We start from the raw sequence: 19479 nt of genomic DNA on the forward strand, positions 1-19479 counted from the left end.
CCTACGATGATGCAAACCTTTTCCAGATTCCGTTTTCCCCATGCCGTTCTCACATCCTGCGCGGCTGTCCTGCTTTCCCTGGGCGGCGCTTCCCCTGCAGCTGCCGCCCCCTCTGCGGGAGACACCTTTCCGCAGGACAGGCAGGACCTCCTGAAAAACAAAAAATACCAGCAGGGACTGAAAGCCCTGGAAAACCGCCTTCCCCTGGAAGCCAGCAAACACTTCCAGGAATGCCTGTCTTCCCAAAACCTTACGGAATCACAAAAAGCCATAATCCGCCCCTTTCTGGCAGAAGCCCTGATCCGCGCCAAAAAAACGGAAGAAGGACTGAATGCCTGGGAGCAGCTGCCGGACTCTCCCATGAAATCCTACTGGACGGCGGTAGGCCTCTTCAATAAAGGCTCCTTTACCAAAGCCCTGGAAAAACTTACCGCTATCCCGGAAACGGATCCGCTTTCCCTCTACGGGCTTCAATTGAAAGCCCAGCTTGCGCGCCAGCTTCAGGACCGACAGCTTTTACTGGAAACCCTCAGCAGGCTGGGGCAGGCGGAATCCCCCGCCGTCTCCCGCCCCGCGCGCCTTCTTCTGGCGGATGTACTGGTGAATCAGGAATGTTACCAGAACGCCGCCGCCATTCTTGAACAACTCAAAACGGAAGACGGGACGGACAGCAACCGGCTCATACGTTCATACGCCGAGCTCATAGAAGGCAAGCTGGCCGGCAAACAGGGAAATCTGGACCAGGCCATCAAAACCTTCTCCGCCGTTATGGACAACAAATCCTATCCGGAAAAAATCCGTGATCTGGGCCGCCTGGCTCTCGCCAAGGCGGAAATAGATCGGGAAAAAAGCAATCCGGAACAGGCGGAAGAGGAAACGCGGTCCCTGCCTCAGGAAGAGGAAGCTCCGCACACCGCCGGAACGGCGGAGGAACGCCTGTTGGCGTTCATTGGCGGCAAAGCGGAATCCGCCTTGCTGATGGACGCCTTCAACATTCTGCTGGAGGAAGACATCTTTCGAACCAATCCCCAGGCTCTGGAAAAACTCAACGGCTGGGTAAAAGCCAGGGATGCATCCCGCCAGCCGGCAGCCATGTATGCCATGGGAATCCTTCTTCTGGAAAAAGATGACCTGTCAGGCGCCGTCAAAATGGCGGAAGAGGGGCTCTCCAAATATCCCCAGAGCCTTCCCGTTCAAATTCTTTCTCTGAATACCATTACTGTTTTGCTGGATAAAAACCGTCTGCAGGATGCGGAACGTCTTATTTCCAAATATCCCGGTTCATCCCCTGACCTCGTCTTTCAACAGGGAGCCCTGGCTTTCCTCAAAAAAGACTACTCCCTGGCGCAGAAATTTTTCCGGGAAGCGGCCCGCCGCGCTTCGGAAACAACGGCGGAAAACGCCCTGTTCAATGAAAACCTGGCCGCCCTGAACGCCAATGACGCCTCCGGAGCTGCCGCTCTCATCAAGGAAGCCTCAGGCTCTTCCCGGCTCCGGGAGAGCATCCTCTTTGAACAGGCCCATTACGCCGCTAAAAGGATGGCCCCTCAGGCTGCTGAATTGCTGGCAAATTTCATAACTCTGGCGGAAACTCCGGCCCTGAAAACCCAGGCGCGGCTGGACCAGGTGGAAGTAGCCCTGAATCTCAACCCTCCGGACCTGGAAACCGTGCAGGCTATCCTTCCCCTGTTGGAAAAAGAGCAGTTGTCTCCGGAACAGACCATGCAGCTGGCGCGGCTGAATATTCTGGAGGCGGAAAGCCGGCAGGAATGGCCCAACGCCATTCAGTCCTGCCGACGAGCCATTGCCCTGGATTCGGAAGGCAAACAGGCGGACATGCTTTACCTCAAACTGGGAGAGCTTCTGTACAAAAACGGAGACTTCCATGAAGCGCAGCTTGTCCTCCAGCCCTTTCCCTCCAAATACCCTGACAGCCCTCTTCAGGCGGCAGCCCTCTTTCTGGCAGGAAAAGCCGCCCAGCAAAGCAATACCGGCAGCACGCTGAACGCCGCCCTGAACATCTTCAAAACCCTAGGCACGGGGGACACCCCCTTTGCCCAGCCTGCCAGAATAGAAGAAGCCTCCGTTCTGCTGCGCATGGGGAAAGCGGACCAATGCATCGTCGCCCTGGAGAACCTGCTTTCCTCCCCATTGCCGCGCTACATGCGCCTGCTGGCCCTCTCCATCCAGGCGGATGCATGGGTAGCTAAGGAAGATACCCATTCGGACACTCTTCGCAAGGCCATCAACCTCTGTACGGAAATCCTGGACACGCCCAACCTGGGACTGGCCTGGAAATTCAAGGCTCTGACCCAGCGGGCCCAGTTCTATGAACGAATGAACGAACAAAAAAAAGCGCTGGATGACTATGCCTCCATTCTGGCCCATACGCCCAGCGGAAGTTCCGCCAACAAACGCAGGGACTGGCACTGGTTCTACAACGCCGGCTTCGCCTCCATCCGCCTGCTGGGCCAGCTTCAGGACTGGGACGGAGCCCTGGCGCTGGCAAAAAAACTGGCGCAGACTTCCGGCCCCAGAGCCAGGGAAGCAGCGGCTTACGCGCGCCGCATCCAGCTGGAACATTTCATTTGGCAGGATGAACCGGAAGCCTCTGCGCCGGAAAACGGAAAGACGGCGACACCGGATCAAACCGCGGATTAAGAAGCCTTTCCTCCTGTCATGGATACCCCCCCCACAGCAAAAAACTGGAGACTCAACGCAGCAGCCATCATCATGGACGCTGAAGGCTGCGTATTGCTGGGCAAGGACAGCGGCCGCAACCCGTACTGGCACTTTCCGCAGGGAGGCGTCATTAAACACGAAAGCATTGAACAGACTCTTGCGCGGGAGGTATGGGAGGAAGTGGGCCTGCGCCCCACGGAATACACCATTGTCAGCCGCCTGTCCGGCCTGCGTTACAAATACCCTTCCGGCAACCGTAAAGTTACGCGCTGGATAGGCCAGGAACAAACCTACTTTCTTGTGCGCTGCAAAACCAGGCGCCCTAAAACGGATTTGCACCGCAGCCCCGAATTTTCAAAAACGAAATGGATTCCCCTCCAGAATCTCAAACTGGAAATGTTCCCCAAATTCAAAAGGAAAGTCATCAAAAACGCCCTTCAGCAATTCTTCGGGCCCGGCTTTCCTTCCAAACACGCCGCTGTGAAAACATCTTCCCCCTCCTCACCCTCATCTTCAACACTAACTTCGCGTACGATGAACCGTTACCTGGTGCCTCCGGGCAAAAAACTGCGTTTAAAGGATTATTCTCCGGATGACAAATCTCTCTTCTCCGGAACCAAGGAAGAATCCCTGATTGAATTCGACAAACTGAGGGAAGAACTGCAGGAACTGCAAAAAAAACTTTTTGCTCAGCACAAGCACAAAATTCTGGTTATTCTTCAGGCCATGGATGCAGGAGGCAAGGACGGCTGCGTCAAGCATGTCTTCTCCCGGGTGGATCCGCAGGGGCTGCACGTAGTCCCCTTCAAAAAACCCACTACTGAGGAACTGGACCACGATTTCCTGTGGCGCGTTCACAAGGAGGTCCCCGCCAAAGGGCAGATCGCCATCTTCAACCGTTCCCATTACGAAGATATCATTGCCGTCCGCGTGAAAAAAATCTTCCCGGACCCAGTCTGGAAACGCCGCTACAAGCACGTCCTCGACTTTGAAGCCATGCTTGCGGAAGAAGGCACCGTCATCATCAAGCTATTCCTGAATATCTCCAAGGCGGAACAGAAAAAACGGCTGGAATCCAGACTTCAGGACCCGGATAAACTTTGGAAATTCTGCATGGATGACCTGGATGACCGAAATCGTTGGGATGAATTCCAGACAGCCTACCAGGATCTCATTGAAAAAACATCTACTCCGGAAGCTCCCTGGTACATTATCCCGGCAGACCGGAAATGGTACAGAAATCTGGTTGTCGCCCGCCTGATGGTAGAAAAACTGCGCCATCTCCAGCTTTCGCTCCCCACTCCCAACTTTGATCCAGCCTCCATCATCATTCCAGATTGACAAAATCTGTCATAACGATAACTAATTTGTGCATCATAAAATTATTTTTGTACATTTCTCGGTATTCAGTTGTCCCATTATTACAAAATCTGCATTATTCACAATAACAATCAAAACTTAGAATTTCTAACGCTTGACTGTTCTAGTGAAAAATTGTTAGAAAACAACTTAACACCTAGAACGTGTAAACATTCTACATAGAAAAACAAAATCAAATGTATTTAGCATCCCAACGCAAAGAGTTCATTCTGAAAACGCTGGCTGAACATGGAGCTGCAAGGACCATTGCTCTGGCCAAACAGATGAAGGTCACGGATGAAACGGTCCGCAATGATTTGATTAACCTTGAAAAACGCGGCTTCCTCAAGCGCGTCCACGGCGGCGCACTGGCGCTTACTCACAAATCCCTCCATGAAGACATTGTCACTCAAGATGATGTGTCTATCAGGATTGCAAAAAAAACCGTTCAGAATATTCCCGCTTCCGTGGTTATGTTCATTGACAGCAGCACCATGGGCTACCAAATATGCAACCACATCAATTCCAAAGATACGCATGTGGTTTCCAACAACCCCACGTTGCTGACCCGGCTTGAAGGCATTCCGAACCTGAGCTTCTATTGCACGGGCGGACACTTCGACCGCGAAGCCCTGGTCTATGTAGGGCAGGACGCCGCCAAGGCCGCCGGATCCCTGAGCATTGACATGGTCGTGCTGACGCCAGACTGCTACTCCCCCAAGCATGGTGCCGGATACAAGAACATGTTGCAATCCGAATTCATCAAGAGCGTCATCCCCGCGGATGCCAAGGTAATCATCGCCATGCCCTCCACCAGCGTAGCGAACAACCCGGCATTCTATACCGTTGCGCCCTCCCAGGTTTCCATGCTCATCACTGATGAGGCCCTTTCTCCGGAAATGGCCGACCAGATTGAAAAGAGCGGCGTCAAGGTGGAACTCGCCTAACGCCGGCCTGCTTTACAGGGGGCGGAAGTTCATCGGAACTTCCGCCTTTTTTATAACGATCATATCCTCTCTCTTTTCCATTCCATCCGGTACTCCCGGCTTCCCGTCAGCTCATCTTCCCTGGAGCCGATTTCTTCAAACCCTCCGCGCCGATAGAATGCGCGGGCGCGGGCATTCTCTTCATAGACCCCAACCGTCAGCATTCCCTTGCTGTGTTCCTTCACCCAGTCCAGCAACGCTGTACCTATCCCTTCACACTGGCGTTCCGGCGCCACAAACAGAGCGGCCAGTTCCCCCTCCCCCACCAGGCAGGCAAACCCGACAACACGGCCACCGTCCCTGCACACCCATGTACGCGCCCTGGGCAGGTACACCTGCCTCATATCTTCCACCAAACCGCACCAGAACCCCACTCCCGCAAAAGAGTGGGCTTGTTCGGACGCTTTCAGCCAAATATTCAAAACCTCCGTTTCATCCCTATTCTGGTAATGTTCTATCTTCATACATCAATAACAGGTATGCGGCAACCCTTCCTGTAGTTTATACAAGCTAGCATGGAGGAGGCATGGAACTCAAGAAAGAAAGTCCCGCCTTCCGGTAAAAATGAAAGGAAAGGCCATGACGGACAGCTTTTTTCCACCCTTTCCCCCTCACCACATCACTGTCCCCCGGATCATGGAACACAAAAGGCCATCTGAAAGAGCTACCAGCCTTTCCACCCTTCAACTACGGCCTGTACACAAGCACCGGGCCGGTACGCGAAGACTGGACACAGCGCACCTTCCGAACAGCGGAGCCCACCAGGGCTGCAGCCTGCTCCACCTCTTCCTGCGTCGTCATGAAAGACAGGGAAAAACGCAGGGAGGAACGTACCGCCTCATCAGATAATCCCATGGCCGTCAGCACGTGGGAAGGCATCGGCTGCAGCGTATGGCAGGCAGACCCTGCCGAACACAGCAGACCAGCAGGTTCCAGCAACAGCATCAGCGCTTCCGCCGTACATCCGTCAAACGCCAGATTAGAAGTATTGGGAATACGTTCCGTTCCGCCGGAATGCACCGTCACGCCGCCCACCTGTGTCCGCAGGAGAGACTCAAAAGAATCCCGCATCCGGGACAGCCGTCCGGCGTCCTCCTCCAAGTGCCTCAATGCCGCCCGCGCCGCCGCACCAAAACCAATGATTCCCGGAACATTCTCCGTGCCGGACCTCAAGCCGTACTCCTGCCCCCCGCCGAACAACAAAGGGGAAAAAGGAGCCCCCGCTCTCCTGTACAGACATCCAATCCCCTTGGGGCCATGGAATTTGTGTGCGGATACGGAAGCATAATCCACTTCCATTCCATGCAAATCCACGGGAATTTTTCCGGCGCACTGCACTATATCCAAATGCACGGGAACTCCATGCTTCCTGGCGGAGGAACACAAAACCGGCGCATCCTGCAATGCGCCTGTCTCATTATTGGCCCAGGCAAAAGAAACGCCGGATACGCCCCCTGCGCACATCGACTCCCATTTTTCCGGAATCGCTCTCCCTTCCCTGTCCACGGGGCAGACACAGCCGTAGCCCAGGGCCAGGGCCGTCTTCAAGGAGGCGTCATGGTCCGTGGACAAAACGCCTATCCCCCCCTCCTGTCCCCCGGCCATCTGGCGGAAAGCCATATTGGACGCTTCCGTTCCGCCGGAAGTAAATACAATTTCCGAAGGAAATGCGCCCAACAGAGCGGCAACGGCCGCACGGGCCTCCTCCACCGCCTCACGCACATGCCTGGCACAGCCATAACCGGCGGACGGGTTGAAAAACCGTTCCTTTAAAAACGGCTCCATGGCCTCGTAAACCTCCGGAGCCAGCGGTGTTGTGGCGTTATTATCCCAATAAATCACGCCTTCATAACTCCCCCAATCGCGGGAAGGAGTCAAGCCGGAACATAATGCGCAGCTGCACAAGATCACTCTTCACTTTTACCCGTGATTCCGCATAATGCCTCTCATGCGTTTTCTTATCACGGCAGGCCCCACCAGGGAAGCTATTGACCCCGTCAGATACCTCACCAACCACTCCTCCGGGAAAATGGGGTATTGCCTGGCGGAAGCGGCTGTTCACGAAGGCCACAGCGTCCTTCTCATCTCCGGCCCCACTTCCCTGGACATTCCGCACGGCGTGGACTTCCTGCCGGTTGAATGTGCACAGGAAATGTATGATGCTGTCAAAAACCAGGCTCCCTACGCCGACGCCGCCATCCTCAGCGCCGCCGTAGCGGATTATCGACCCGTCTCCGTTCCGGACCGCAAAATCAAGAAAACGGGGGAACGCATGATTTTGGAGCTGGAACGTACTGCGGACATTTTGGGCTCCATGCGTGCGGAATTCGGCTTCAGCGGCATTCTGGTAGGCTTTGCGGCGGAAACCCATGACGTGGAAAATTACGCGCGCGGCAAACTGGAACGCAAGCGGTGCGATATGATTGTGGCCAACGACGTTTCCCGCAGTGACATTGGTTTTAACTCCTCTGAAAATGAAGTGCTGCTCGTTTACCCGGACCGGACGGAGTTCCTGGAAAAAGCGCCTAAAGCACAAATTGCCCTTCAAATCATTGAGCGCGCTTCCCGTCTCGCACAGGGAAAAGCTCCGTCATGGCGCACGGCAGACCCGTTCCACGCTTGAAGCGGCAGGGAGTTTGCCCCACGATCCAATGCTGGCATGTAAATGCCGGCCACCTTTCCCAGAACCACATTTTCACTTTTCATGCCCGTCACTCTTCAGGATTTAGGCTGGAACGACCATTTTCAACGCGCTTTCGACGCCGTTGCCAAACCAGGCTGGATGCCGGGGCGTCTCATCCGGGAAACGAAAATCAACTTCACTGCCCTTCTGGACGGCGGGGAAGATGTGGACGCCGTCGTCAGCGGCAAACTCTGGCATGATGCGGCCACGGATGCGGAACTGCCCGCTGTTGGAGACTGGGTGGCGATTGATCCGGGAGAAGCGGGAGACGAAGCCGTCATACGCACCATTCTCCCGCGCCAGACCTGTTTTTCCCGCAAAGCTCCAGGGAAAAGCAGCGCGGAACAGGTATTGGGAACCAATGTGGATATTGTGGCCGTAGTGACGGAACCGGGAACGGATTTCAACCCCAGGCGCATGGAGCGCTACTTTACACTCATCCGCCGCAGCGGAGCATCTCCTCTCATCCTGCTTAACAAAACGGATCTTTTTTCCAGGGAGGAAGTGGAAAACGCCATGCAGATTCTGCGGGAGCTCTCTCCGGAATGCGCCATAATCAGCATCAGCGCCCTGCACAACAGGGGAATCACGGAATTCCGCAAATGCCTATCCAAGGGAAAAACCATCTGCATCGTCGGTTCCTCAGGCGTTGGGAAATCCACCCTGGTCAATACCCTGCTGGGGGATGAATGGCTCTGGACGGGAGAAGTCAATGAAGTAACCGGCAAAGGGCGCCATACGACAGTGGCGCGGGAACTGGTGCTCCTCAAGCATGGAGGTTTGCTGATTGACAATCCCGGCATACGGGAAATCCAGATGTGGACTGATGAACATACCCTCCGTGAAAGCTTTGCGGATTTGACGGAGCTGGCCCATGAATGCAAATTTGCGGATTGCAGCCACGGTAAAGATTCCGGCTGCGCCATCAGGAAAGCCGTGGACGAGGGGAAGCTGGACAAGGAGCGGTACTTAAACTTCCTGAATTTGGAAAATGAAATCGCCCGGCTTGCCAAACGTCAGAAAAAAAGGCAAATGAACGTGGAACGGGCCGGAAAAAGAGACCGGAAAGTGCAGGCCCGGAACTATGAAGACCGCGTGGAACTGGAACGCCGTCACAAACCCAACCACCGCAGCCATGACTGATTCGCCGTCAAAATTGGCTTGTCAAACTGCAAAAACACACCTAATGGTGAAGAATGCTATTTTCACGCGGCCTCATCCGAACTTTCCTGGCTCTTCTGGCATTGGGGGCGATTCCCTTATCTGCAGAAGAACAGCCGCTTCCTGCTCAAGGCGGTCCCGTCGTGTCCATTACTGACCTGAAGCCCGTAAAGCTGGAGAGGGATGCTCACAGCAAGCTTCTTGTAGCGCAATGCACTGTCAATGGAGTCCCATGCAATCTTATTGTGGACACGGCGGCTTCCCACACCACATTTGATATCAAATTCATCAAAAAGAATTTTCCCGGCCTGCCGCTTGAAGACGTTCAAATAGCCCCTGGTTCCAACGTCCATGCCGTCCCCCGGCTATTTGCCATGCGGTCCTTCTCCATGGGAGGGCTTCATATCAAAAACTTCTTCGGCCTTGCCCTGGATCTTACTCCCCTGCAAAAGGACATGCAGGTGAAGATAGACGGCATCCTGGGCATCAACTACCTGGGGTTCTCTCCGTTCCTGCTGTCCGTCAGGAATGCTTCCCTGCAGTTTCTGGAACGCTCCCGCTTCCCCCAACACAGGAAACCGCTGGATGTGGAACGTGATCCTTCCGGAATTTTTTACATCCGCTGTTCCCGGGGGGGGGGAGATACTTTCCCGCTGGCTCTTGACTCCGGCTCTTCTCTTTCCATGGCCCCGCTGGAACAGTGGCCCGCAGATCCGAACGGCAATCAGCTCACCACCAAGGCAACCGACATTAACGGACACAATGGGGACTGCACTGTCATGAAACTGGGTATCCCCTCCACGCTCCGCATGGGACCGGACTTCCAAATGGACGGCCTTTCCTTCGCCGTAACGGGAACAGGGGGCCGATACCAGATCGGCGTGGATACTTTCCAGCATTTTGACATCATCATTGATGCTCCGCAGGGGGAAGTCTTCGCCCTTCCTCCCCATTCCAGGCCGGAGCCCCAGGGGCAAAAAGCCCCCGATATCAAACAGGAATCTTGAGCATGATGCAGATCATGCGAATGGTCCGGGCCGTAGCGCCGAAATGGGCCTTCAACGCCACCTGGGCGCGGGAAGACTGGGCATGAGCCAGCAGGGGGTTGTCCAGCATCTCCTTGAGCACGTCCGCCAGGCGGTTTTCATCACACCTGGCAATTCCGTCCACTCCTTCAAGCAGCTGGACCAGTGCATCGAAATTTTCCATATGGGGCCCCGTCAGCACGGGCACGCCACAGGCGACGGCTTCAGCCGGATTCTGTCCACCGTCCGCCAAAAAGCTTTTTCCGATCACGGCTACATCCGCCAGCGCGGTCCAGTCCCTCAATTCCCCCGTCGTATCCGCGATGTAACAAACATGATCCTTCAGGGTTTCCGGAATCTCGCCATCAGTCCGCAGCACGCACTGCCAGCCCTGGGCCTCCAGTTCCCGCACCACGGCATGGCGGCGTTCCGCATGCCTGGGCACGATCAGGGGGAAGCCTCCCGCCTTGCGCGCCGCTTCTGCGATCAGAACTTCCTCCCCGTCATGCGTGCTGGCGGCCAGCACTACAGGCTTGCCGCGTTTCAGTTTGTCCAAAATGGAGGCAAACTCCGCATTAGCCTCCCTGCGCTCCGCCATTTGCTGGTCAAATTTGATGCTTCCCGTCACGTGGATGATGGAGGAACGCACGCCCACGGATTCAAACCTCCGGACATCCCCCTTGTCCTGTACGCCCATTGCGTCAAGGAAGGAAAAATAATACTTTGAAATCCATTTAAATGCGCGGTAGCGGCTCTCGGACCTGGCGGACATACGGGCATTAATCATCGCCATGGGTATGCCGCGCACCTTGGCTGCACGGGCAAAATTCGGCCACAACTCGGCCTCCACCAGGACAATGGCCTCCGGTTCAAAACGGTCAAAACACCTCCCCGGCAGCCCCAGAAGGTCAAAGGGGGCATAAATCACGCGCACGCCGGGAATCTGCGCACTCACTGCCGTAGCATGCCCCGTAGCCGTACTGGTAGCCAGCACGGCGGAACCTCCGCGTTCCCGGAGCCACGCCCGGAGAAACTTGAGAGCCAGCACCACTTCACCCACGCTCACGGCATGCACATACAACACCCCTTTCGGCTCCCGGTTATAGGAGACCCGGTACAGCCCGAAACGCTCCAGAAGCCCCGTGCCGAATCCGCCTCTCCTCTTCTGCTTAAGCAGATAGGAAGGCAGCGTTACCAGCCACCCGACGGTATACAGGATATTGTAACAGAAGGAAAACAGGAAGGCTTTCATCTTACTTCTCAGGCAATTGGTAGAACAGCAGCATATTTTTCCCGTACCGGCGGGTATCCACCAGATTCAGGCCGTCAATTTCCGCGGCGCCTTCCCTTCCGGTACCCCAGCCCTCCTGCACTTCCGCAATAAACACGCCACCGCCCTTCAAAAGTCCGGCAACTCCGGCCTCCGCCAGTTCAACAATAAAGTCGCGGTCCGCCGGCCCCTTGCAATAAGGAGGATCTGCAAAAATAATATCGTACTTCCTGCCGGCCAGCAGTTCCCTTCTCACGAACTGGACGGCATCTCCCTGGATGACAGTTCCGCCTTCCAAGCCCGTCTTGACGAGATTAGCCCTGGCCGCCGCGCAGGAGAGACGGGAAAAATCCACCATGCGGGCGTCTCTCGCCCCACGGCTGAGGGCCTCCAGGCCGAAGGCGCCGGACCCGGCAAATAAATCCAGCACGTCGGCCCGGTCCATCAGCGGGTTCAGGATGGAAAAAACGGCTTCCCTGACCCGGTCTGTCGTGGGACGAACTTCCCCCTTGGGAACAGACAGGGTTATGCCGCCGGCCTTTCCGCTGATGATACGCATTGTTGTCTTACCGGAAATGAAAGGAACATCATATCCCTACTGGCGAGCCTTGGCCTTAGCCTTTTCCAGCAAAGGGTCACCCGCGATGCGGGTGACGGGAACACGCAGAACGATGGACTGGTTGGCAATGGCAACGTTGTCCGGGTTCTTTTCAGACATGTTGTAAACGAAATAGGCATACTTGCCGTCCTTGGTCTTGCCCGCAATGATAGTCTCCGTCAGGGTGGAAAGAATGGTTTTCTTTTCCATTGTCCATTCCTTGCCGCTCCACGCGCCGTATACATTTAGCTCGTCATAGGACACGTCCCCTTTCAGGGTCAGGGTTCCGTTGGGAGAAATCCAGGATTTGGTACTGGAATCATATTTCAGCGTGCTCATCGGCAACGGCCCCTGCTGCGCCACAGCAGCCAAATCCCAGATATTCCGTTCCCCCGAGGCGAAAATACCCAGGGCCACAGGGGCCACTTCCTGCACCTGCTTCAGCTTCCAGCACTCCAGGTACTTGGCATATTCGTCCTTGGTCCAGCCCAGGCGCTCATCATAAGGAACGGGCTGGCCGGGGACAATCTGGCTGACAAGCTCCTTCTTGTCCTTGTCGGGCAGGGAGGCGAAAACGCCGTCTATCTTTTCCATGAACGGCTGCAGGCTTTCATCAAGCACAACGCTGACGGCGGCGGCTTCCGCCATTTTACCGACCGGGAGATATTCGCCAACTATTTCCGGCTTTTCCGCTGCGGACAGGGAGGAAACCAGAACAGGGACTATCAGTGTTAAAGCCAGATTACGGAGCGCTTTCATAACGTGTTCGTATATTTTACTCAACAAAAGACCCTTGGCAAGAGTCAAAGTGAGTGTTATCCGTATGTACATCATGAGTTGGAAGTTACTTTTCACTACCCTGTCCGCCGCTCTGAGCCTTGCTTCCTGCGTGTCCACCCCGGCATCGCGCATCCAAAAAAACCCGGCCCTTTTCAATTCCCTCCCGCCCAGCCAGAAAACACTGGTGGAATCCGGACAAATTGCTGAAGGGATGTCTCCGCCGGCCGTTTTCCTGGCCTGGGGGGACCCCTCCGCCGTAGCGGAAGGCAACCTTAACGGGAAATCCGCCACCCGCTGGATTTATTCCTCCCTCCAGCCGGTTTACACCCCTCCCCCCTCTTTCTGGGCCGGCCCATACTGGGGCGGTCCCTACTGGGGGCCGGGCTTCTACCGTCCCTATTATCCTTATTACAATGATGTCACCTATGTGCCGGTAAACACCGGATACGTGCTTTTCATCAACGGCAAGGTGCAATCCTGGGAACGCAGGCGCTGACGGAAACGGAGCCTGCCCTATGGCACGGAATGCGCCGGCGCAGCAGAAGTAGGGCAATCTCCCGCTGATGCGCCGTTTTTCTCTCCGCGTTTCCGAATGCCGCTCTAATCCCCGCCCCTGGACAGGGGGCGTTCCAGTTCCTCCCGGAATTTGGGAAAGAACTCCTTCAATTCCCCGGAAACCTTCGGATATTCCAGCCTCATCTCCGCCAGGGCCTCCACAATGGCGCACATGCAGACAAGCCGGGAATACCATTTGTTGTCCGCCGGCACCACATACCATGGAGCCTCCCGGGAAGAAGTATGGCGTATCATCTCCTCATACGCTTTCTGGTACTGGTCCCAGAATTCGCGTTCGTGAATATCCCCTTCAGAAAACTTCCAATTTTTGTCCGGAGTATCCAGCCGTGCCAAAAGGCGCTTTCTCTGTTCCTCTGGGGAAAGGTTGAGGAATATTTTCACAATGCTCGTCCTGTTGGCGAGCAGGTGGCGTTCCAGGTTATTGATGGACCTGAACCTCTCCTCCCAGAAAGCACTCTTGGCATGGGAGGGATTAAATCCCTCCCCGGCCAGAAACTCCGGATGCACGCGCACGCTAAGGACTTCTTCATAATAGGAACGGTTGAAAATGCCAATCATCCCCCGCCTGGGGAGGCGTGCTACGCACCGCCACAGGAAATCATGGCTCCGTTCCAGCGTGGAAGGCTGCTTGAAGCTGCTGACTACGCACCCTTGCGGATTGACGCCTCCCATCACATGCTTCACAATGCCATCCTTTCCCGCGCTGTCCATCGCCTGCAGCACCACCAGCAGCGCATGAGACTCGCTGGCATACAATACTTCCTGAAGCTGCTCCAGCAATTCGATGCCCTTTTCCAGCTTATCCACAGCCTCTTTCTTGCTGTCTTTGCCCAGCTTGCCGAGATCGCCGGGATCATAGCGGGACAACTTGAATCCCCTGCCGTCCGTCACCCGGTACGGTTCAATAAATTTCCTGCATCTTTTGACCAGGCGGGAAGAAATATCCATCATTTCTATAATGACACTGTCTCTTCTCAAAATGTTGAAACAACAGCAAAAACATCAATACCCCTCTCGTTGGGAGATTCCACCCCGCCGATAGATGACAAACCCCCGGCATAATTCGGAACGTTCATACTTGCCGGAAGACTCTATGGGCTGGAGAAAAGCAGCATAATCGGATGGCCGGGAAACTACGATCACCTTATAATCAGACCATTTGTCCTTTAACGGGCCGGGAATCCATCCATAAAACTCCTTTCCGGCCCCATTGCATAAAAGTAAAATGTCAACATGACTGCTCTGCAATAATTTGCAATAAGATACCGCAGAGCGGAAATCTTCACGGCCATACAAATCATTGCAACGAATACGAATATCGCTCACCGCCCAAACAATCATCATTAATAGGAACAGGATAGTTTGGGCAATCCTGGGGAACGACCAATCCCATGACGCCACCAGGGACCAGGCCAGACACAATACAGGCAATAACGGCGCGCAATGCCGTCCGGAAAAACGGAAATCCATCATTTCCGTTCCATAAAGGAATACGGCCCCTGGAAGCAATATCAACACCAGCAAAGCAGGAACCAAGGGCCTCTCAGCCCGCTTATTCCACAAAATGATGCCGCAGGCAGAACCGGCCAGAAGAATGGCGCCGGAGATCATCCCTGCCCCCAATCCGTTCATATTCCATAAAGCATCAGGAGTCATGCACATCCTCAATTCTAGACGGGAAGGCCCCATGCCGGCCAATCCCGATAACTCGTACATGGAAGCGCATGCATTGACTATCCAGGAGGAAGATATGGAAACCGCACGGGCGCCCAAGAAAAGAGTGTAAAGATAATATGCTCCCAACCCGGAAAATGGAAAAATCCACCAGAGCAGGGCTCGCCGAAACCTCCGCCCTCCAAACTGCCGGAATGCCATGACCATGAATGCCGCGGCAAAACCGAGCGCCCATACAACCCCTGTCAGGCTTGTAAGACATAAAAAAAACAGAGAACCAAAAAAAACATGGAATTTTACCGGTTCTCCCCGGCTAACCTGCCAAAACAACATGGAGACAGCGCAAGAGGCCGCTATCTGCAACATATAGGGCCGCAACTCGTTAGAATAATAAACAAAAAACGGTGAAATCAAAAGAATCACCAGCGCCTTTGGTTCCTTTCTGAAAAACCAGGATGATAAAAATACCCAGAATATATTAAATAACCTCAGCATCCATTCAGACTCCGCACCCGTCAGATGATGCCACAAAAATAAAAGGTAGTAATAAAAGGCCATTTGAGCATCGCTACCGCCAATTTCACAAATCTTCTTCCAACATCCCTCCATTCCCTGCTGCATGGCGCACAATGCAGTACAACATTCATCAATCCAAAAACTTTGGTTATTCAGGGAAAAAAAGAAAGACAAAAAAGGTAAAATCCACCAATATTTGATGCCCCCGTCATTGCCTTCCGCCGCCCTCTTTTGTCCCCTGCACATAGTGCAAGGCAACATAGCGGATTGCATATCCGCCGCCTGCTTTTTTACAGGAAGAAATCACATATCCATATGAATATCAATAGATAAATATGAAAATAGATTTGTTTTTTCTTCTTATCTCTGCAACTTTGAAAAGTTATTGATGTTTTTATCTTAGAAAAATATGTTGCCACCGGATATGCAATCCGCAAAAAAATGTTGTTTATACGGATATTGCGTAAAATAAAAAACTTATCCACCAAAGCGGACCTGATCTGATGGGGTATTTTCCAGCTTGCAGTCCTCAAGGGTCCATGTGCGGGGAGGCAGCACCTTGTTATCTTTAATCAGAATATTGGCGCATCTTCTGAATTGGAAAGGTTTCTGCCCCCATCCCTTAAACTCGTCATTGTAAATGACCTTATTATTGATGAACTTGAGGTTGTCCGTGGAAATGGCGAACAGCAGCGGCACATCGAACGTCTTGAAAACATTATTTTCTATCAGCACATTGCGATGATAGTAATCCCTCTGCCTGTCCAGCTGCTTGACTTCCGGGTAAATGGAAATGATGGCATTCGTAAACTGGTAACGCGAGGTCAGGTTGTTAATGAATGTATTTTTGCGGATCACCACTTCATGGCAGGCGCCGCTTTCATACCACCCCTGGGCATCCCCTGCCAATAGAATGGCGGAGCCGGAGGAATGGTCAAACAAATTGCCCTCCACCAGCACTCTCTCCGGCGTTGTAAAAAGAGATCCTCTGGCACGGTTGTTGCGGACGATATTGTTGCGGAAAACCACGGAAGGGTAAAAATCCGCATTCTCCACGGCATCCCCGGCCCTGACGGAGGAGGGGAGCGGCTCTTCCACCGTAATCACCATCTCCGCGGAATTCTTTTTCACTGCCGTCTTCACAGTGGCCGTTCCGCCGGGTTCCAGCGTAGGACCGTTGATGAAACGGATTTTTTCACCGGGAAGAAACACCTCAAACCCCACCGCCTGCCGATGCATGTATTTGCACTTCAGGGTATGGCTGTCCACTACTTCCATCACGCCCAGGCAGGTGGAATGAACATTGATGGCATCATCCATCATCCCTTCGAACAGGGCTTTCTCCACCACGATTCCGCCCCGGGTATTGGAAAAATGGGTTGCGTCCGCTCCGGCGGTGTGTACGCGCCCTGTGCCTTTCCTGACCATGACTCCGCCGCCTTTCATATGAAAGTCCTCCGATCGCTGGACCAGCAGGGCCATGCCTGAGCTCTGGTGCAGAGATACGTCATTCAGTGATGTTTTCCGAGCCCGGTACACCACGCATCCCGGATGGGGGCGGTTATAATTCCGAAGAACCAGCGTATCCCCCGGCTTGATTCCCTTCTGCCTGAGGTTCCAGGACAGACGGAGACGGCTCCCGCCCAGCGGCTCCACATGCCCGTTCCAGCCGATGTCCGATGTATTGGCGATAATATGTCCCGTCCCTTTCTCAAAGGCCATGCAGCTTCCCATTCCTTCTTCCCAGCCTTTCCCCTGGAAAACGAACCTGTTGTTCCGGATTTCGTAAGGGTAGGCCTTTTTGTCTATTTCCACTTCCGTGAACCGGTCATCCGTCTTCACGACGCGCGCCTCCGTGCACCAGGACCGTTCGTAATCCACGGATAAACGGTTGATGCTGACATTTTCGCTGTCCATCACCAGGAGGGGAACCACCTTGCCGTGAAAAAGAAACAGGGAACCATTGCCCTCCACGCGGACATTCCGCAAATCGGCCAGAGGCACACACACCGGATGAATCAGCGGCTGGTCATGGTTGGAAATATGGAAACTCATGTTCAAAGCCCCCTCCGGATAAAAATGGTAAATGCCTCTGGGGATGTTCAAAACGCCCCCGCCCTGCCTCCGGAGAGCGGAAACGGCAGCCCGCAGCGCCGGCCCCTGATCTTTTCTGACGCCGGGAACCATGCCGAATTCAGAGGCATTCACCACAGCTCCCTTCATCCCCTGCCCACTTCCTGTCGTCTTCCAGGCCAGATCTACCCAGTCCGCATGGTCGTAAGAATTATTGTCCACCCGGTCGGCCATCAGGTAAAGATGCCGTATGCCGTTTTCCGCCACCGGAATGGAAAACTTCTTCGCGGCCATCCCCCTCCTCATCACGCCGGAACTCCATAAAACCTCGGACCCGCTCATCACGCGGAATTCCACGCTTCCGTCTCCATCCGCACCGTCATCAATTCCGCATGCACCTTCCAGCCTCAAAACTTTCGGGTTTTCCGGAACGGGCAGGGGAATCATGGACGTAGCGTGCGTACCGATTCCCGTGGCATATTTTTTGCCGCCTATGCTCAACCCCGCATTACTGAAAGACCGGTCCAACCGGGTTTCCCCCGTCTCCTGGCGAGTCATCAGCAGGCTGGAGGCAGGAACTTTTACGGCTATGGTTCCGGATTGGGCAGCTTTTTCCTCGCCCTGGGACTGTGCCGGGAATAATCCCGCCAAACACGCTGCAACTACAAAACTCCATGAAAACATCCGGCTGAACATATTTTTTATACTCTGTTCCCGTATTCCTTCTATCAGAAAAAATATGGATCGTCCAGAAGCTTCCATCAGAGAAAAAGAGAGATTGCCTTCCATACCGAATTCAGGGACACTGTCTCCATGCGATCAGCATTCTTCCTACTGCCCGGCATCCTGCCGGCTCTTTCCGCCTGCGGGCGCGGAGGCGCCACGCTTGAAACGGATAACGTCCAGGCGGAATGGTTCCCCAACGGCAGCAGAACGGCGATTGTCCTGGAAGGGGAAAGCGAACCCGTTTCCGAACGGGAAATCCGGCATCCCCATTCCGGCATGACTCTTTTTTACCATTCGCTGGGGGACGGCAGAGGAACTTTGGAAATCGCAGGAGGGGTTCCGGAAACGGCTACAGTAACATACAACCAGGGAGCGGCTTCCACGGAGCTGCATTTCAAAACGGCCTCCAGGGAAATACTTCTGAATGACGTACGCCGCCCGGACGCGAACGAAAAAACGGCCTTCCTGAATGGCTGGAGCTGCCAGGAACGGGGCACAGCCCTGCTCCGTTCCGGGACAACCGGAGCCATGACCACGGAAAAAAACGTCCCATGAATCTTCTGAGGATACTGAAAACGGGAACATGGAAAATCCCGTGCGCACTTCTGCTTGCCGGGGTTCTGGCTCTGGCATGCGTCCAGTGTTCCGTCCGTTCCCTAGTGTACCTGCCGCCCCAACCCAAGGACAAAACCGCGTATCTGGAAAAACGTGCCGCCTGGGAACCGCATCGGCGCACCTTCCACCATAATGGGGCCAAACTCAGCGGATGGCTTATTGAAAAAAAGGGGCAGCCCCTCCTAGTATATTACGGAGGGAACGCCATGGATATTTCCATGATGCTTCCCTACCTGGACCGTTTTCCCCATGCCAAACTCCTGGTCAATTACCGCGGGTACGGGCTCAGCACCGGCTCTCCTACGGAACAGGATATCATGGGAGACTCCCTGGCTATCCTTGACTCCGTGCTGAAGGAAACCGGAAGAACGCCGGACGACGTCATCCTGGTCGGGCAAAGCCTCGGTTCCGGAGTCGCTACCCAGGTAGCCTCCGTCAGACACGTGAAAAAACTGGTGCTGCTGGTCCCTTTTGACAGCCTTCTGGAAACTGCCCGCGGTCTCTTCCCATACCTGCCCGTCAGGCTTCTCCTTCCGGACCACTTCCGGTCAGACCTGGCCGCGCCCAAAGTCGCCTGCCCTGTCAGCATCCTGGCTGCGGGAGCGGATGAAGTCATTCCTCCGCACCACGCCAAACGGCTCCGGGACTGTTTCTCCGTACCGGTCAGTTACCAGGAATTCCCCGGAGCCATGCATAATACCATCTGGCTCAGCCCCGGCTTTGATAAAGCGTTTTCTCAAAGCATCGGGTACTGA

At 54.5% G+C, this 19479-nt stretch carries 17 protein-coding genes; 9 read left to right on the forward strand and 8 right to left on the reverse strand.

What is annotated here, in order from left to right; all coding sequences use genetic code 11:
• The first annotated feature begins 6 nt into the window (after positions 1–6).
• From AMUC_RS02565 to AMUC_RS02575, 3 genes are all read left to right on the forward strand, one after another.
• Entirely contained in the window at positions 7–2661 is a 2655-nt protein-coding gene (locus AMUC_RS02565; RefSeq protein ID WP_012419519.1) for a tetratricopeptide repeat protein, read from the forward strand.
• Positions 2662–2679: 18 nt separating this feature from the next.
• Positions 2680–4023, forward strand: a complete 1344-nt coding sequence (locus AMUC_RS12295) for a PPK2 family polyphosphate kinase (protein ID WP_012419520.1) — start codon at positions 2680–2682, stop codon at positions 4021–4023.
• A gap of 215 nt (positions 4024–4238) precedes the next feature.
• On the forward strand, positions 4239–4988 hold the full coding sequence (locus AMUC_RS02575) for a DeoR/GlpR family DNA-binding transcription regulator (RefSeq protein ID WP_012419521.1): 750 nt from the start codon (positions 4239–4241) through the stop codon (positions 4986–4988).
• Between the two features lie 59 nt (positions 4989–5047).
• On the opposite strand, the gene AMUC_RS02580 is transcribed toward AMUC_RS02575, so the two are convergent.
• Positions 5048–5491: a GNAT family N-acetyltransferase gene (locus AMUC_RS02580; protein WP_012419522.1), complete on the reverse strand. Its 444-nt coding sequence runs from the start codon at positions 5489–5491 to the stop codon at positions 5048–5050.
• Positions 5492–5714: 223 nt separating this feature from the next.
• Positions 5715–6905 (reverse strand): cysteine desulfurase family protein, encoded by a 1191-nt coding sequence (locus AMUC_RS02585; protein WP_052294426.1) that lies wholly within the window; start codon positions 6903–6905, stop codon positions 5715–5717.
• A gap of 70 nt (positions 6906–6975) precedes the next feature.
• Between AMUC_RS02585 and AMUC_RS02590 the strand changes: the two genes are divergently transcribed.
• The 3 genes from AMUC_RS02590 (at position 6976) to AMUC_RS02600 (ending at position 9878) form a co-directional block, all read left to right on the forward strand.
• The gene (locus tag AMUC_RS02590; RefSeq protein ID WP_123038940.1) at positions 6976–7650 is read left to right on the forward strand and encodes a phosphopantothenoylcysteine decarboxylase domain-containing protein; all 675 of its coding nucleotides are present in this window, start codon (positions 6976–6978) and stop codon (positions 7648–7650) included.
• 81 nt (positions 7651–7731) lie between these two features.
• Positions 7732–8853, forward strand: a complete 1122-nt coding sequence (gene rsgA, locus AMUC_RS02595; RefSeq protein ID WP_012419525.1) for a ribosome small subunit-dependent GTPase A — start codon at positions 7732–7734, stop codon at positions 8851–8853.
• A 53-nt stretch (positions 8854–8906) separates the two neighbouring features.
• Positions 8907–9878, forward strand: a complete 972-nt coding sequence (locus AMUC_RS02600; RefSeq protein WP_012419526.1) for a retropepsin-like aspartic protease — start codon at positions 8907–8909, stop codon at positions 9876–9878.
• Here the strand turns inward: AMUC_RS02600 and AMUC_RS02605 are convergent.
• The 3 genes from AMUC_RS02605 to AMUC_RS02615 are packed head-to-tail and all read right to left on the reverse strand — an operon-like array spanning position 9862 to position 12523.
• Positions 9862–11148 (reverse strand): 3-deoxy-D-manno-octulosonic acid transferase, encoded by a 1287-nt coding sequence (locus AMUC_RS02605; protein ID WP_012419527.1) that lies wholly within the window; start codon positions 11146–11148, stop codon positions 9862–9864. The genes AMUC_RS02600 and AMUC_RS02605 overlap by 17 nt on opposite strands.
• Before the next feature lies 1 nt (position 11149).
• Complete coding sequence (locus AMUC_RS02610) at positions 11150–11725, reverse strand: RsmD family RNA methyltransferase (protein ID WP_012419528.1); 576 nt, start codon at positions 11723–11725, stop codon at positions 11150–11152.
• Between the two features lie 36 nt (positions 11726–11761).
• Positions 11762–12523, reverse strand: coding sequence for a hypothetical protein (locus AMUC_RS02615; RefSeq protein WP_042447604.1), 762 nt, complete (start codon positions 12521–12523; stop codon positions 11762–11764).
• Between the two features lie 73 nt (positions 12524–12596).
• Between AMUC_RS02615 and AMUC_RS02620 the strand changes: the two genes are divergently transcribed.
• Positions 12597–13040: a hypothetical protein gene (locus tag AMUC_RS02620; RefSeq protein WP_128252097.1), complete on the forward strand. Its 444-nt coding sequence runs from the start codon at positions 12597–12599 to the stop codon at positions 13038–13040.
• Between the two features lie 104 nt (positions 13041–13144).
• Here the strand turns inward: AMUC_RS02620 and AMUC_RS02625 are convergent, their stop codons facing one another.
• From AMUC_RS02625 to AMUC_RS02640, 3 genes are all read right to left on the reverse strand, one after another.
• On the reverse strand, positions 13145–14071 hold the full coding sequence (locus AMUC_RS02625; RefSeq protein ID WP_012419531.1) for a polyphosphate kinase 2 family protein: 927 nt from the start codon (positions 14069–14071) through the stop codon (positions 13145–13147).
• 51 nt (positions 14072–14122) lie between these two features.
• Complete coding sequence (locus tag AMUC_RS02630; RefSeq protein ID WP_012419532.1) at positions 14123–15583, reverse strand: hypothetical protein; 1461 nt, start codon at positions 15581–15583, stop codon at positions 14123–14125.
• A gap of 204 nt (positions 15584–15787) precedes the next feature.
• A complete protein-coding gene (locus AMUC_RS02640) occupies positions 15788–18034 on the reverse strand; it encodes an NPCBM/NEW2 domain-containing protein (protein ID WP_157738230.1) in 2247 nt (748 codons plus the stop codon).
• A gap of 162 nt (positions 18035–18196) precedes the next feature.
• Here AMUC_RS02640 and AMUC_RS02645 point away from each other — a divergent pair, with 162 nt between their 5' ends.
• Positions 18197–18664, forward strand: coding sequence for a hypothetical protein (locus AMUC_RS02645; RefSeq protein ID WP_012419534.1), 468 nt, complete (start codon positions 18197–18199; stop codon positions 18662–18664).
• A complete protein-coding gene (locus AMUC_RS02650) occupies positions 18661–19479 on the forward strand; it encodes an alpha/beta hydrolase (RefSeq protein ID WP_012419535.1) in 819 nt (272 codons plus the stop codon). The genes AMUC_RS02645 and AMUC_RS02650 overlap by 4 nt, the downstream gene beginning before the upstream one ends.

This window comes from Akkermansia muciniphila ATCC BAA-835 (assembly GCF_000020225.1).
GTDB classification, from domain to species: Bacteria; Verrucomicrobiota; Verrucomicrobiia; order Verrucomicrobiales; family Akkermansiaceae; genus Akkermansia; species Akkermansia muciniphila.

Coding starts and splice junctions, on each gene's coding strand:
- AMUC_RS02565 (WP_012419519.1), top strand. CDS start 7: ATGATGCAAACCTTTTCCAGATTCCGTTTTCCCCATGCCGTTCTCACA.
- AMUC_RS12295 (WP_012419520.1), top strand. CDS start 2,680: ATGGATACCCCCCCCACAGCAAAAAACTGGAGACTCAACGCAGCAGCC.
- AMUC_RS02575 (WP_012419521.1), top strand. CDS start 4,239: ATGTATTTAGCATCCCAACGCAAAGAGTTCATTCTGAAAACGCTGGCT.
- AMUC_RS02580 (WP_012419522.1), bottom strand. CDS start 5,491: ATGAAGATAGAACATTACCAGAATAGGGATGAAACGGAGGTTTTGAAT.
- AMUC_RS02590 (WP_123038940.1), top strand. CDS start 6,976: ATGCGTTTTCTTATCACGGCAGGCCCCACCAGGGAAGCTATTGACCCC.
- rsgA (WP_012419525.1), top strand. CDS start 7,732: ATGCCCGTCACTCTTCAGGATTTAGGCTGGAACGACCATTTTCAACGC.
- AMUC_RS02600 (WP_012419526.1), top strand. CDS start 8,907: ATGCTATTTTCACGCGGCCTCATCCGAACTTTCCTGGCTCTTCTGGCA.
- AMUC_RS02605 (WP_012419527.1), bottom strand. CDS start 11,148: ATGAAAGCCTTCCTGTTTTCCTTCTGTTACAATATCCTGTATACCGTC.
- AMUC_RS02610 (WP_012419528.1), bottom strand. CDS start 11,725: ATGCGTATCATCAGCGGAAAGGCCGGCGGCATAACCCTGTCTGTTCCC.
- AMUC_RS02615 (WP_042447604.1), bottom strand. CDS start 12,523: ATGAAAGCGCTCCGTAATCTGGCTTTAACACTGATAGTCCCTGTTCTG.
- AMUC_RS02620 (WP_128252097.1), top strand. CDS start 12,597: ATGAGTTGGAAGTTACTTTTCACTACCCTGTCCGCCGCTCTGAGCCTT.
- AMUC_RS02625 (WP_012419531.1), bottom strand. CDS start 14,071: ATGATGGATATTTCTTCCCGCCTGGTCAAAAGATGCAGGAAATTTATT.
- AMUC_RS02630 (WP_012419532.1), bottom strand. CDS start 15,583: ATGCAATCCGCTATGTTGCCTTGCACTATGTGCAGGGGACAAAAGAGG.
- AMUC_RS02645 (WP_012419534.1), top strand. CDS start 18,197: ATGCGATCAGCATTCTTCCTACTGCCCGGCATCCTGCCGGCTCTTTCC.
- AMUC_RS02650 (WP_012419535.1), top strand. CDS start 18,661: ATGAATCTTCTGAGGATACTGAAAACGGGAACATGGAAAATCCCGTGC.